This window comes from Bacillus sp. PS108 (assembly GCF_037963335.1).
Classification (GTDB): Bacteria; Bacillota; Bacilli; order Bacillales; family Bacillaceae; genus Bacillus; species Bacillus subtilis.
Genome location: NZ_CP150155.1, coordinates 2,398,240 through 2,410,818, shown reverse-complemented (window position 1 = coordinate 2,410,818; position 12,579 = coordinate 2,398,240). Strand labels below are relative to the sequence as shown.

General features: G+C 41.9%; 17 protein-coding genes and 1 riboswitch. Of the genes, 12 read left to right on the top strand and 5 right to left on the bottom strand.

Annotated elements, in window-relative coordinates:
- The first annotated feature begins 6 nt into the window (after positions 1-6).
- From comGC to NSQ16_RS12355, 6 genes are all read left to right on the top strand, one after another.
- A complete protein-coding gene (gene comGC, locus NSQ16_RS12380; RefSeq protein ID WP_003230162.1) occupies positions 7-303 on the top strand; it encodes a comG operon protein ComGC in 297 nt (98 codons plus the stop codon).
- Positions 293-724: a comG operon protein ComGD gene (gene comGD, locus NSQ16_RS12375; RefSeq protein ID WP_080529538.1), complete on the top strand. Its 432-nt coding sequence runs from the start codon at positions 293-295 to the stop codon at positions 722-724. Before comGC ends, comGD begins: the two co-directional genes overlap by 11 nt.
- Positions 708-1,055 (top strand): ComG operon protein 5, encoded by a 348-nt coding sequence (gene comGE / locus NSQ16_RS12370; RefSeq protein WP_063335293.1) that lies wholly within the window; start codon positions 708-710, stop codon positions 1,053-1,055. The genes comGD and comGE overlap by 17 nt, the downstream gene beginning before the upstream one ends.
- Before the next feature lie 25 nt (positions 1,056-1,080).
- Complete coding sequence (gene comGF, locus NSQ16_RS12365; RefSeq protein WP_076458111.1) at positions 1,081-1,464, top strand: ComG operon protein ComGF; 384 nt, start codon at positions 1,081-1,083, stop codon at positions 1,462-1,464.
- Entirely contained in the window at positions 1,465-1,839 is a 375-nt protein-coding gene (gene comGG / locus NSQ16_RS12360) for a ComG operon protein ComGG (RefSeq protein WP_273796674.1), read from the top strand.
- Between the two features lie 70 nt (positions 1,840-1,909).
- Positions 1,910-2,089 carry a YqzE family protein gene (locus NSQ16_RS12355; RefSeq protein WP_003230176.1) on the top strand — a complete coding sequence of 60 codons (180 nt, stop codon included), beginning with the start codon at positions 1,910-1,912 and terminating at the stop codon, positions 2,087-2,089.
- 41 nt (positions 2,090-2,130) lie between these two features.
- Here NSQ16_RS12355 and NSQ16_RS12350 read toward each other — a convergent pair whose 3' ends face one another.
- Positions 2,131-2,457, bottom strand: coding sequence for a YqzG/YhdC family protein (locus NSQ16_RS12350; protein WP_003246051.1), 327 nt, complete (start codon positions 2,455-2,457; stop codon positions 2,131-2,133).
- 271 nt (positions 2,458-2,728) lie between these two features.
- On the opposite strand from NSQ16_RS12350, the gene tapA reads away from it, so the two are divergent.
- The 3 genes from tapA (at position 2,729) to tasA (ending at position 4,895) form a co-directional block, all read left to right on the top strand.
- A complete protein-coding gene (gene tapA / locus NSQ16_RS12345; RefSeq protein ID WP_003230180.1) occupies positions 2,729-3,490 on the top strand; it encodes an amyloid fiber anchoring/assembly protein TapA in 762 nt (253 codons plus the stop codon).
- Complete coding sequence (locus NSQ16_RS12340) at positions 3,474-4,046, top strand: signal peptidase I (RefSeq protein ID WP_003230181.1); 573 nt, start codon at positions 3,474-3,476, stop codon at positions 4,044-4,046. The genes tapA and NSQ16_RS12340 overlap by 17 nt, the downstream gene beginning before the upstream one ends.
- 63 nt (positions 4,047-4,109) lie before the next feature.
- Entirely contained in the window at positions 4,110-4,895 is a 786-nt protein-coding gene (gene tasA / locus NSQ16_RS12335; protein WP_014664586.1) for a biofilm matrix protein TasA, read from the top strand.
- Positions 4,896-4,987: 92 nt separating this feature from the next.
- Here tasA and sinR read toward each other — a convergent pair whose 3' ends face one another.
- The 4 genes from sinR to NSQ16_RS12315 form a co-directional block, all read right to left on the bottom strand.
- Entirely contained in the window at positions 4,988-5,323 is a 336-nt protein-coding gene (sinR, locus tag NSQ16_RS12330) for a transcriptional regulator SinR (protein WP_003226345.1), read from the bottom strand.
- Between the two features lie 33 nt (positions 5,324-5,356).
- A complete protein-coding gene (locus tag NSQ16_RS12325) occupies positions 5,357-5,530 on the bottom strand; it encodes an anti-repressor SinI family protein (protein WP_003230187.1) in 174 nt (57 codons plus the stop codon).
- Positions 5,531-5,712: 182 nt separating this feature from the next.
- The gene (locus NSQ16_RS12320; RefSeq protein ID WP_003230200.1) at positions 5,713-6,507 is read right to left on the bottom strand and encodes a YqhG family protein; all 795 of its coding nucleotides are present in this window, start codon (positions 6,505-6,507) and stop codon (positions 5,713-5,715) included.
- Between the two features lie 20 nt (positions 6,508-6,527).
- Complete coding sequence (locus NSQ16_RS12315; RefSeq protein WP_153529794.1) at positions 6,528-8,201, bottom strand: SNF2-related protein; 1,674 nt, start codon at positions 8,199-8,201, stop codon at positions 6,528-6,530.
- Positions 8,202-8,369: 168 nt separating this feature from the next.
- A riboswitch (glycine riboswitch) is annotated at positions 8,370-8,471 on the top strand.
- A 171-nt stretch (positions 8,472-8,642) separates the two neighbouring features.
- On the opposite strand from NSQ16_RS12315, the gene gcvT reads away from it, so the two are divergent.
- The 3 genes from gcvT to gcvPB are packed head-to-tail and all read left to right on the top strand — an operon-like array spanning position 8,643 to position 12,566.
- A complete protein-coding gene (gcvT, locus tag NSQ16_RS12310; RefSeq protein WP_042976496.1) occupies positions 8,643-9,731 on the top strand; it encodes a glycine cleavage system aminomethyltransferase GcvT in 1,089 nt (362 codons plus the stop codon).
- Between the two features lie 29 nt (positions 9,732-9,760).
- A complete protein-coding gene (gcvPA, locus tag NSQ16_RS12305; protein WP_327837077.1) occupies positions 9,761-11,107 on the top strand; it encodes an aminomethyl-transferring glycine dehydrogenase subunit GcvPA in 1,347 nt (448 codons plus the stop codon).
- Positions 11,100-12,566 carry an aminomethyl-transferring glycine dehydrogenase subunit GcvPB gene (gcvPB, locus tag NSQ16_RS12300; RefSeq protein WP_327837074.1) on the top strand — a complete coding sequence of 489 codons (1,467 nt, stop codon included), beginning with the start codon at positions 11,100-11,102 and terminating at the stop codon, positions 12,564-12,566. The genes gcvPA and gcvPB overlap by 8 nt, the downstream gene beginning before the upstream one ends.
- Positions 12,567-12,579: the final 13 nt, after the last annotated feature.

Here is a 12,579-nt window from a genome sequence, read left to right as displayed (position 1 = left end):
AGGCTGATGAATGAGAAAGGATTTACACTTGTTGAAATGTTAATCGTGCTCTTTATTATTTCGATTTTGCTTTTAATTACGATACCGAACGTCACGAAACATAACCAAACCATTCAAAAAAAGGGCTGTGAAGGCTTACAAAACATGGTTAAGGCACAAATGACTGCATTTGAGCTTGATCATGAAGGACAAACTCCGAGCCTTGCCGATTTACAGTCAGAGGGCTATGTGAAAAAGGATGCTGTCTGTCCAAATGGTAAGCGCATTATCATCACCGGCGGAGAAGTTAAGGTTGAACATTAAATTAAACGAGGAGGAGGGGTTTACCCTTTTAGAAAGTTTGCTTGTGTTAAGCCTTGCCTCTATCCTCCTGGTGGCCGTCTTCACCACACTTCCTCCTGCTTATGACAATACAGCTGTCCGACAGGCAGCAAGGCAGCTGAAAAATGATATTATGCTCACACAGCAGACTGCTATTTCCCGTCAACAAAGAACAAAAATTCTCTTTCATAAAAAAGAATATCAATTAGTCATTGGTGATACGGTCATTGAACGTCCGTATGCAACGGGACTTTCTATAGAACTGCTGACATTAAAAGACCGTTTGGAATTTAATGAGAAAGGGCACCCGAATGCAGGCGGAAAAATACGAGTAATAGGCCATGACGCTTATGACATAACAGTTTATCTAGGGAGCGGGAGAGTCAATGTGGAGAGAAAATAAAGGTTTTTCTACAATAGAAACAATGTCTGCGCTAAGCCTGTGGCTGTTTGTGCTGCTGACAGTCGTCCCCTTGTGGGACAAGCTGATGTCTGATGAAAAAATGGCGGAATCACGAGAAATTGGCTATCAGATGATGAATGAGAGCATTAGCAAATATGTCATGAGTGGTGAAGGAGCCGCGTCAAAAACGATTACAAAGAACAATCATATCTATGCAATGAAGTGGGAGGAGGAGGGCGAATATCAAAACGTATGTATCAAAGCCGCAGCTTATAAAGAAAAATCATTTTGCCTCAGCATCCTGCAGACAGAATGGCTACACGCTTCTTAACGTATTATTTTCGCTCTCAGTCTTTTTGCTCATATCAGGATCGTTAGCTGCGATTTTCCATCTGTTTTTATCTCGACAGCAGGAACATGACGGTTTCACACAGCAAGAATGGATGATTTCGATAGAACAGATGATGAATGAATGCAAGGAGTCACAGGCAGTTAAGACAGCCGAGCATGGGAGCGTGTTAATCTGCACCAATCTTTCCGGACAAGACATCCGTTTTGACATTTATCATTCAATGATAAGAAAAAGAGTGGATGGCAAAGGGCATGTTCCAATTTTAGATCATATTACTGCCATGAAAGCTGATTTTGAAAATGGTGTTGTTTTGCTGAAAATTGAGAGTGAGGACCAAAAAGTGTATCAAACAGCTTTTCCAGTCTATTCGTATTTAGGAGGGAGGTGAATGTATCGTACAAGAGGGTTTATTTATCCAGCTGTTCTTTTTGTGTCAGCGCTTGTGCTGTTAATCGTGAACTTTGCTGCTGCTCAATATATTTCACGATGCATGTTTGAGAAGGAAACAAAAGAGTTATACATAGGAGAGAATTTGCTTCAAAATGGGGTGCTTCTTTCGGTCCGGCATGTTCTAGAGGAACGGAAAGGCCAGGAGGGTACGCAGCAATTTCCATATGGACGGGTTTCTTATTACATTCATGATACATCGATAAAAGAACAAAAAGAAATCAACTTAAGAGTGTCAACGGAGTCGGGAACAGAAAGAACTGCACAGATCGTGTTTGACCAAAAACAGAAAAAACTGCTGAGATGGACAGAATAAAACAGTGTAAAGGGTATAAAAAAAGTCATGTGAGACAACACTCATAATAATTGAATGATGAGGTGATCACGTGAAAACGAATGATTATGTTAAATATATGACGCAGCAATTTGTCAAATATATAGATACTCCGAGAGATGAGCGAAAAGAACGAAAAGAGGTGCGGAAAGAAACAAAAACGCCTGTTTCCCAGCAGTGGTTCGGTATTTTACCCTATGGCTTCCGGCTTTGGCTGAAACGGAAAAAATAACCGCAAATAAACGAATAAGGTCCTTCAAAAAATGGAGGACCTTATTGATATTCTTCTAATATGGCAATTTTATTGACCTTTTGGCTATAAGGATCAAATGAAATCGTCACAAAAACGCCGAATTCTTTTGACCCTTCCCTCAGAGTTAAATGGTATTGCTTCACTGCTTCATCTTTTCTTTTACGGTCCCATACTTTTTGTTTGAACAGTACCTGTGCGAGCGGGTACCTTTTTTTTGCTTCTTTTACAGCAATCTCTTCCCATTTGGACATGTGGCGGGCGGTTACAAGCGGTGTTTCTTCTGCGTGAGCGGCTGTGGTGCCAAAGACGAGAAGAGATAGACAAATCACACATTGTTTGATCATCATGCTGTCACCCTTTCTTTGTTTATTATTACCAAATAATAATGGGATATGCATTTAAATTCTCACATAACAATCCCAAAAATTTCTAAAAAATTGAAAAAATGAGCAATACTGAGCAAGACTTTGTAATATGATGAAAACATTCTTTTAAACGAACGAAATGAGCGATTTCGGTGTTTTTAAATCTATAAATCGTTGATTATACTCTATTTGTGAAGTTCTTTAAAGAGAACGATTGTCATATCAAGTTACAGTGTTTTACAGGAGGTAAGATATGTTTCGATTGTTTCACAATCAGCAAAAGGCGAAGACGAAACTGAAAGTTCTGCTTATCTTTCAGCTTTCAGTCATTTTCAGTCTGACTGCCGCAATATGCTTACAATTTTCCGATGATACAAGCGCTGCTTTTCATGATATTGAAACATTTGATGTCTCACTTCAAACGTGTAAAGACTTTCAGCATACAGATAAAAACTGCCATTATGATAAACGCTGGGATCAAAGTGATTTGCACATATCAGATCAAACGGATACGAAAGGCACTGTATGCTCACCTTTCGCCTTATTTGCTGTGCTCGAAAATACAGGTGAGAAACTTAAGAAATCAAAGTGGAAGTGGGAGCTTCATAAGCTTGAAAATGCCCGCAAACCGTTAAAGGATGGGAACGTGATCGAAAAAGGATTTGTCACCAATCAAATTGGCGATTCACTTTATAAAATTGAGACGAAGAAAAAAATGAAACCCGGCATTTATGCATTTAAAGTATATAAACCGGCAGGCTACCCGGCAAACGGCAGTACATTTGAGTGGTCGGAGCCTATGACGCTTGCAAAATGCGATGAAAAACCGACAGTCCCTAAAAAAGAAACAAAGTCGGACGTCAAAAAGGAGAATGAAACAACACAAAAGGATATACAGGAAAAAACAATGAAAGAAGAAACATCTCAAGAAGCTGTAACCAAAGAAAATGAAACTCAATCAGACCAGAAGGAAAGCGGGGAAGAGGATGAAAAAAGCAATGAAGCTGATCAGTAATATTTTATACGTGATCATCTTTACTCTTATTATTGTGCTGACACTTGTCGTGATTTCAACACGTTCATCCGGGGGAGAGCCGGCGGTGTTTGGGTATACGCTGAAATCAGTTCTGTCAGGTTCGATGGAGCCGGAGTTCAATACAGGTTCCTTAATATTGGTAAAAGAAATCGCTGATGTGAAAGAGCTTCAAAAAGGTGACGTTATTACATTTATGCAGGATGCAAATACGGCTGTCACCCACAGAATTGTTGACATAACAAAGCAAGGAGACCATTTGTTATTTAAAACAAAAGGTGATAATAATGCAGCAGCTGATTCAGCGCCTGTATCGGACGAAAATGTTCGCGCGCAATACACAGGTTTTCAGCTTCCATATGCCGGCTATATGCTTCATTTTGCCAGTCAGCCGATTGGAACGGCTGTATTATTGATTGTTCCCGGCGTGATGCTGTTAGTGTACGCTTTTGTGACGATCAGCAGCGCCATTAGAGAAATTGAAAGAAAGACAAAAGCCTTGGAAACAGATACAAAGGACAGCACCATGTCTACTTAACTTCAGTTGTAAACCTGGCAACAGGTTTCGATATAAAATCATTCAATAAAAGGGGAGTTTACCATGGGTATGAAAAAGAAATTGAGTTTAGGAGTTGCTTCTGCAGCACTAGGATTAGCTTTAGTTGGAGGAGGAACATGGGCAGCATTTAACGACATTAAATCAAAGGATGCTACTTTTGCATCAGGTACGCTTGATTTATCTGCTAAAGAGAATTCAGCGAGTGTGAACTTATCAAATCTAAAGCCGGGAGATAAGTTGACAAAGGATTTCCAATTTGAAAATAACGGATCACTTGCGATCAAAGAAGTTTTAATGGCGCTTAATTATGGAGATTTTAAAGCAAACGGCGGCAGCAATACATCTCCAGAAGATTTCCTCAGCCAGTTTGAAGTGACATTGTTGACAGTTGGAAAAGAGGGCGGCAATGGTTACCCGAAAAACATTATTTTAGATGATGCGAACCTTAAAGACTTGTATTTGATGTCTGCTAAAAATGATGCAGCGGCTGCTGAAAAAATCAAAAAACAAATAGACCCTAAATTCTTACATGCAAGCGGTAAAGTCAATGTAGCAACAATTGACGGTAAAACCGCTCCTGAATATGATGGTGTTCCAAAAACACCAACTGACTTCGATCAGGTTCAAATGGAAATCCAATTCAAAGATGATAAAACAAAAGATGAAAACGGGCTTATGGTTCAAAATAAATATCAAGGCAACTCCATTAAGCTTCAATTCTCGTTCGAAGCTACACAGTGGAACGGCTTGACAATCAAAAAGGACCATACTGATAAAGACGGTTATGTGAAAGAAAATGAAAAAGCGCACAGCGAGGATAAAAATTAATAACAGCCATAAAAAGAGACGGCCCAGTATTCATATACTGGGCCGTCTCGATGGTTATTGACAAAAGAGGAGTTAGTGCCTCTGCTCAGGCACTACTCCTCTTTTTGGGATTTTCTCCATTTTTGATAATCTAAAAATTCACGAAATTGTTTTTTCGATACCCCGGATGTCATCGCATCGCGAACCAATTTCTCCCATTCACTATCTAATTGACCATCGTATTCGGTTTCATGTTTCTCATCGAGCAAAGTATGAACCGAGACGTCCAGAACAGCGGAGACTTTTTCGAGAAATTGAATGGAGGGGTTCGTTTGTAGATTTCGTTCTATTGAGCTTAAATAAGACTTCGCTACACCAGCTTTTTCAGCTAGTTCTGATAGTGAGTAGCCTTTTTCTTTACGGTATTGTTTAATACGCTGGCCAATCAATGTCATCACCTTCCTTGTGATATTATAGCACATTCAGAAAGGATTTACGGTATGACTTCTGGCTGCCGGACCAGGATGAGCAGACTTTTTGTTTAAAAGTAAATATTTTCGTATTTCTTCCGGGCTGATATTTGCCTCTTTGGCTTCCACCATTAATTCAACCCATTCTTGATCCAATTCAAAGTGCTCTTGTTTTGCATTCTTCATGCAGTTTCTCCTCCTAAAATACTTGTTTATGTATTTCAGCCAGTCCGGCCATGACTTATTGTATGCTTCATTAGTCTCTGGAAGTCATTTGCCATTAAATCACCAGAATTTTTTTCCAATATACCTTTATTATAATCGTATTTTCTCAAAAAAAACGAGAATGATGTCGAATGGTAAAAAAGTTAGCTTGAAATATTATTTTGCAGATAAAACAATCCGCCATTTTCAATTTCAACTGATATCTTTGGTTGATACAAGGTTTTCAGCGCCTGTTTTTCTAGATGGTACTCTTCTGGTTTTTCTTCTATATGCTCGTAAAACTTATCAAGCAATGTCATATCATTCTTCCACCTGTTAACCGCCTGTTCCGCCCAGTCGGATGGCTCCTGCATAGCGGATTTGGAAATATAGTTTTCCATACGCTTAAGTCCGCTTTCTGGTTTGATCATAGGTGAAATGGTGAAGCAATAGTCACATATTTGAGACGTCAGTGAAAACTGGGTCAGCTTGCTTTGAAAATCTTCAATTATCGTTCCAGAGACTAGGTGAAGACCTAGTGACAATAACTTATCCTTTTTCATGTCGGACTGGTATGAAATCGTGACATTTATACCAAGCCAAGGCTGAAGTGGGACTTTAGCTCCGGCTGATTCAATTTTCTCATACATTCTGGTAAATCTCCCATTTTGTTTAACAGCTTTAAATATTTGAAAAAGACGCGGAGCCCCAAAATATATAAATTCACCATCTAGGTCTTTTGGCGCATTTTCTTTATCTGTAATAAAAGTGATTTTCATTGGATTCGGATCACCGCCTGTCTTCTCGCGCCAATGCCAGTAGAAAGGGCGGTTCATGATTTGTTTGTCCATTTCAACTGTAAGCTGCACTGTCATATAGCCTAAGCCTTGATCGACGATTTGGCAGCTGTTTGCTTGAAAAAAACGCAGCAGAAAATCGTGAACCTCTTGCTGTCTCACTAATAAAACCTCCTTACAGGCTAAGATCCTCTTTTTTCAGCAGGCTGCTGTTTTTTATAAGACAAAAATGAGGTTAAGTTATCCATTTTTATTTTCATTTCTTCTTCTGTTGCTGAGTGATACAAAATGTCATGCAGATGCTCTTCAAAATTGTTCACTTGAATTTTCGTTAAAATATCATCAAGTTCGCCGACCACTTTTTCAAACAAATGAATTTTTTCATATAAAAGCTTTAGAATATGCTCTTCCACCGTATGTTTTGTCGCCATGTTATAAATGTGCACGTCACGCTCCTGCCCGAGTCTGTGAATTCTTCCGATTCTTTGCTCAAGTCGCATCGGATTCCATGGCAGGTCATAGTTGATCATGTGATTGCAAAATTGCAGGTTAATTCCCTCACCGCCTGCTTCAGTTGCAATAAGGACTTGGATTTTTCCGCGGAAAAGATCCTTCATCCAGTCTTTTTTTCCACGTTTAAATCCGCCTCTAAACGGCACAGAACTGATGCCGTTTTGCTGAAGAAACCACTGCAAATAAATCTGGGTTGCCCGGTATTCTGTAAAAATGATGACCTTATCGTCAATCTTTTTGATTAAATCAACGACTTGAAGCGCTTTAGAATTTTGTGTCACTTGATTGATGCGCTCTATTAAAACTGAAATCGTATCCTCATCAATGGCAGGTGCTTGTTTCTCTTTTTGATCAAGCATCTTTTTCAGCGTCATATACACCGCTTCTCTGCTCGAACAGCATTCTCTTTGCAAGGTCATAATCGAGAACATGCTGGCTGGTTTATTGATACTTTCCTTCAAGCGAGAAATTTCATCATAAAGCGCCTGCTCTGATGGAGAAAATTGAATCGGCACTGTTTCAACATGGCGCTGTTTCCAATTCAGCCCTGTATCATGCCGCCTGTTACGGATCATGACTTTATTCACAAGATCTTTTAAATGTTCATGCGCTTCTAAACTGGATTTCTTCTTGGCGAACTCCTCCTGAAAGTGATTCTGACTGCCTAAATGGCCGGGTTTTAATAAGGACACCAAATTGAAAATCTCTTCGATACGGTTCTGGATTGGCGTCGCGGTAAGAAGCAGGCAATATTTTTTTACGAGATTCCGGACAAATTCATAGTTCTTCGTTTTGCTATTTTTCAGTTTGTGTGCCTCATCAATAATGACAAGATCATATGGGATAGACAGAACGATTTCTCGATGGGGCGAGCGCTTCGCGGTGTCTATTGATGAGACGACAATATCGCATTGCTCCCACACATAGCTTTTCTTTTGTTCAACAGCCGGAATCAAAAATTTTTCCTGAAGCTCTTTGACCCACTGTGACACAAGGGAAGCGGGCACAAGGATCAAAATTTTTTTTGCTAACCCGCGAATCATATATTCTTTTAGAATCAGTCCAGCTTCAACCGTTTTCCCGAGACCAACCTCATCTGCTAAAATCGCTTTCCCGTTCATTTTTTCAACCACTTTTTGCGCCACTTCAAGCTGGTGGGGGAGCGGCGTAAAGGAAGGCAGATATAAAGGAGCCCGTAAGCCTTCAAAATCTGGAATTGCTAATGTTTTCTGGATTTCTGCAGAGAGCTTGTACAGTTCCCAGTTTGCCCAAGGGCCATCGTTTTTCAGTCTTTCAGCAAATTCTTCAGGCCATTTTGCATCGTAGATCATTTCTGTATTCATTGCTTTGAAACCGCCTTTCTTATTCTTCGATTCTTAAGATGAATAATATAAGAAAAATCTGCCCAAATTGCTGTTGCCCAGCATATAGTGATGATGGTAGGATATGAGTATGTATTTGATGTAAGATATTGCTATAGTATGTCCATAACAGCATGAAAATATGAGCGAATGACAGCAAGGGGAGAGACCTGACCGAAAACCTCGGGATACAGGCGCCGAAGGAGCAAACTGCGGAGTGAATCTCTCAGGCAAAAGAACTCTTGCTCGACGCAACTCTGGAGAGTGTTTGTGCGGATGCGCAAACCACCAAAGGGGACGTCTTTGCGTATGCAAAGTAAACTTTCAGGTGCCAGGACAGAGAACCTTCATTTTACATGAGGTGTTTCTCTGTCCTTTTTTGTATGTTTTATAGCTGCGCCGTTGAAAAAGGGGAGGAATTAGATGCTGAAAAGAACGCCGTTATTTGACCTGTATAAGGAATATGGAGGAAAAACGATTGATTTCGGAGGCTGGGAGCTTCCTGTTCAATTTTCTTCTATAAAAAAAGAACACGAGGCTGTCCGAACTGCAGCCGGTTTGTTTGATGTATCTCATATGGGAGAAGTCGAAGTGTCAGGGAACGACAGTCTGTCTTTTTTGCAAAGATTGATGACAAATGATGTTTCCGCGTTAACGCCAGGCCGTGCTCAATATACAGCGATGTGTTACCCGGATGGCGGAACCGTCGATGATTTGCTTATCTATCAAAAAGGAGAGAACCGCTATCTGCTTGTCATTAATGCTTCTAATATAGATAAAGACTTGGCTTGGATGAAAGAACATGCAGCAGGTGATGTGCAAATTGACAATCAGTCAGATCAAATCGCGCTCTTGGCTGTACAGGGACCGAAAGCAGAAGCGATCTTAAAAAATCTGACAGATGCAGATGTGTCTGCATTAAAGCCGTTTGCGTTTATTGATGAAGCCGATATCAGCGGCTGCAAAGCACTTATTTCACGCACTGGCTATACGGGAGAAGACGGGTATGAAATTTACTGCCGCAGTGATGATGCTATGCATATTTGGAAAAAAATCATCGATGCAGGGGATGCATACGGATTGATTCCATGCGGTCTCGGTGCACGTGATACACTCCGGTTTGAAGCGAAGCTCCCGCTCTACGGTCAGGAGCTGACCCGGGATATTACACCGATTGAAGCAGGTATAGGCTTTGCTGTAAAGCACAAAAAGGAGTCTGACTTTTTTGGTAAGTCAGTATTGAGTGAACAAAAAGAAAACGGAGCGAAGCGCAAACTTGTCGGTCTCGAAATGATTGAAAAAGGGATACCGCGGCACGGATATGAAGTTTTCCAAAATGGCAAGTCTGTCGGAAAGGTGACAACCGGCACGCAGTCACCGACATTAGGGAAAAACGTCGGCCTTGCCTTAATTGATTCGGAAACAAGTGAGATCGGGACTGTTGTAGATGTAGAGATTCGCAAAAAATTAGTGAAAGCAAAGGTTGTCAAAACACCATTTTATAAACGCTAATATTTTTTCTTGGAGAGAGGAGACAACACATGAAGCACCGTTATTTGCCGGCAACAGAAAAGGATAAACAGGAGATGCTTGCTGCTATCGGCGTAAGCAGCATCGATGATTTATTTGCTGATATACCGGAAAACGTCAAATATAAAAAAGAGTATCAAATCAAAAAAGCGAAATCAGAAACAGAATTAACAAGAGAACTGACAAAGCTGGCCTCTAAAAACTGTGATACCGTACAATACGCTTCTTTCTTAGGAGCGGGTGTATATGACCATTATCAGCCTGTCATTGTGGATCATGTCATTTCGCGCTCTGAGTTTTATACCGCATATACGCCTTATCAGCCAGAGATTTCACAAGGAGAGCTCCAGGCTATTTTTGAATTCCAAACGATGATCTGTGAACTGACAGGCATGGATATCGCCAACTCCTCGATGTATGACGGCGGAACAGCCTTGGCAGAAGCAGCAATGCTTGCTTCAGGCCACATGAAAAAGAAAAAAATTGTTGTGTCAAAAACCGTGCATCCTGAATCGCGAGAGGTGCTGAAAACGTACGCAAAAGGTCAGTATATTGATGTTGTTGAAGTACCCGCTGCGGATGGCGTTACGGATCTTGATGCATTGCGCCAAACCGTTTGCGAGAACACAGCCGCAGTGATCGTTCAGTACCCGAATTTTTTCGGCCGGATCGAGCCGCTAAAGGATATTGAGCCTATCGCTCATCAAGGGAAATCCATGTTTATTGTTTCAGCTAACCCGCTGGCGCTAGGTCTTCTCACTCCGCCGGGCAAGTTTCAGTCTGATATCGTCGTCGGTGATGCGCAGCCTTTCGGCATTCCTTCAGCATACGGCGGCCCGCATTGCGGCTTTTTTGCCGTTACTAAAAAATTAATGAGAAAGGTGCCGGGCCGTCTCGTCGGACAAACGGAAGACGAAAACGGAAAAAGAGGCTTTGTGCTTACCCTGCAAGCCAGGGAGCAGCATATCCGCCGGGATAAAGCAACATCAAATATATGCTCGAACCAAGCTTTAAATGCGCTGGCAGCATCAGTGGCCATGACTGCTCTCGGAAAAAACGGCGTAAAAGATATAGCCCGCCAAAATCTCTTAAAAGCCAACTATGCAAAGCAAGAAGCAAAAAAAGCAGGCCTTACTGTTATGTTTGACGGGCCGATGTTTAATGAATTTGTCATCAAACTGGATGAGCCGGTGAGAGCTGTGAACAAGCGTTTGCTGGCAAAAGGCATGATTGGCGGATATGATCTTGGGTTGACGTATCCGGAGCTGGACTGCCATATGCTGATTGCTGTAACGGAGCTGAGAACAAAAGAAGAAATTGACGCACTCATTCAGGAATTGGGGGATCGCCATGAGTAATCAGGACCAGGCACTTATTTTTGAACTTTCAAGAGAAGGCCGAATCGGCTATAGTCTGCCGGAGCTCGATGTACCGGAAATCGAATTGGGGGACCTCTTGTCAGACATCTATATTCGTGACGAAGACGCAGCGCTGCCGGAGGTTTCAGAGCTGGACATCATGCGCCATTATACAGCGCTGTCCAAACGCAATCATGGAGTGGATTCCGGCTTTTATCCTCTCGGTTCTTGCACGATGAAATACAATCCGAAGATCAATGAAAAAATCGCGCGTATACCTGGTTTTGCTGCGATTCATCCCCTTCAGGATGAAGACACGGTGCAAGGCGCATTAGAGCTTTTATATGATTTAAGCAAGCACCTTGAAGAAATAACGGGAATGGATGAGGTTACGCTTCAGCCTGCTGCCGGAGCGCACGGCGAATGGACAGGGCTGATGATGATCCGTGCCTATCATGAAGCTCGCGGGGATTTCAAGCGGACTAAGGTCATTGTCCCTGATTCCGCGCACGGGACGAATCCTGCATCAGCGACAGTAGCAGGCTTTGAAACCGTTACGGTGAAATCGAATGAAAAAGGGCTTGTTGATTTAGAGGATTTAAAAAGAGCAGTGAATGAAGAAACTGCAGCTCTCATGCTGACGAATCCGAACACGCTCGGCTTGTTTGAGGAGCAGATTACAGAGATGGCGGAAATTGTACACCAAGCGGGGGGGAAACTGTATTATGACGGCGCTAATTTAAATGCCGTTTTAAGCAAGGCGAGACCTGGAGATATGGGATTTGACGTGGTGCACCTCAACCTGCATAAAACATTCACAGGCCCTCATGGCGGCGGAGGCCCCGGCTCAGGCCCTGTCGGCGTAAAAAAAGATCTGATTCCTTATTTGCCAAAGCCAGTTTTAGTCAAAAAAGAAGGGCGCTTTACGTTTGATTATGACCGCCCTCATGCGATTGGCCGTGTGAAGCCGTATTACGGCAACTTTGGCATTAATGTGAGAGCGTATACGTATATTCGCTCCATGGGGCCTGACGGATTAAAGGCTGTTACTGAGAACGCAGTGTTAAACGCCAACTATATGATGAGAAAACTCGCGCCTTATTACGATCTTCCGTTTGACCGCCATTGCAAGCATGAATTTGTATTATCAGGGAAGCGGCAGAAAAAGCTGGGAGTGCGTACGCTTGATATTGCAAAACGGCTCCTTGATTTCGGCTATCATCCGCCGACGATTTATTTCCCGCTTAATGTTGAAGAATGCATCATGATCGAGCCGACAGAGACCGAATCAAAGGAAACACTGGACGCGTTTATTGATGCTATGATTCAAATCGCAAAAGAAGCGGAGGAGAATCCGGAGCTTGTTCAGGAGGCCCCGCATACAACGATTGTAAAAAGAATGGATGAAACAAAAGCGGCGAGACACCCAGTGCTCAGATACGAGGCGGAAGAAAGATAAATAAAAACAGCTG

Coding starts and splice junctions, on each gene's coding strand:
- comGC (WP_003230162.1), top strand. CDS start 7: ATGAATGAGAAAGGATTTACACTTGTTGAAATGTTAATCGTGCTCTTT.
- comGE (WP_063335293.1), top strand. CDS start 708: ATGTGGAGAGAAAATAAAGGTTTTTCTACAATAGAAACAATGTCTGCG.
- comGG (WP_273796674.1), top strand. CDS start 1,465: ATGTATCGTACAAGAGGGTTTATTTATCCAGCTGTTCTTTTTGTGTCA.
- NSQ16_RS12350 (WP_003246051.1), bottom strand. CDS start 2,457: ATGATGATCAAACAATGTGTGATTTGTCTATCTCTTCTCGTCTTTGGC.
- tapA (WP_003230180.1), top strand. CDS start 2,729: ATGTTTCGATTGTTTCACAATCAGCAAAAGGCGAAGACGAAACTGAAA.
- NSQ16_RS12340 (WP_003230181.1), top strand. CDS start 3,474: ATGAAGCTGATCAGTAATATTTTATACGTGATCATCTTTACTCTTATT.
- tasA (WP_014664586.1), top strand. CDS start 4,110: ATGGGTATGAAAAAGAAATTGAGTTTAGGAGTTGCTTCTGCAGCACTA.
- NSQ16_RS12325 (WP_003230187.1), bottom strand. CDS start 5,530: ATGAAGAATGCAAAACAAGAGCACTTTGAATTGGATCAAGAATGGGTT.
- NSQ16_RS12315 (WP_153529794.1), bottom strand. CDS start 8,201: ATGAATACAGAAATGATCTACGATGCAAAATGGCCTGAAGAATTTGCT.
- gcvT (WP_042976496.1), top strand. CDS start 8,643: ATGCTGAAAAGAACGCCGTTATTTGACCTGTATAAGGAATATGGAGGA.
- gcvPA (WP_327837077.1), top strand. CDS start 9,761: ATGAAGCACCGTTATTTGCCGGCAACAGAAAAGGATAAACAGGAGATG.
- gcvPB (WP_327837074.1), top strand. CDS start 11,100: ATGAGTAATCAGGACCAGGCACTTATTTTTGAACTTTCAAGAGAAGGC.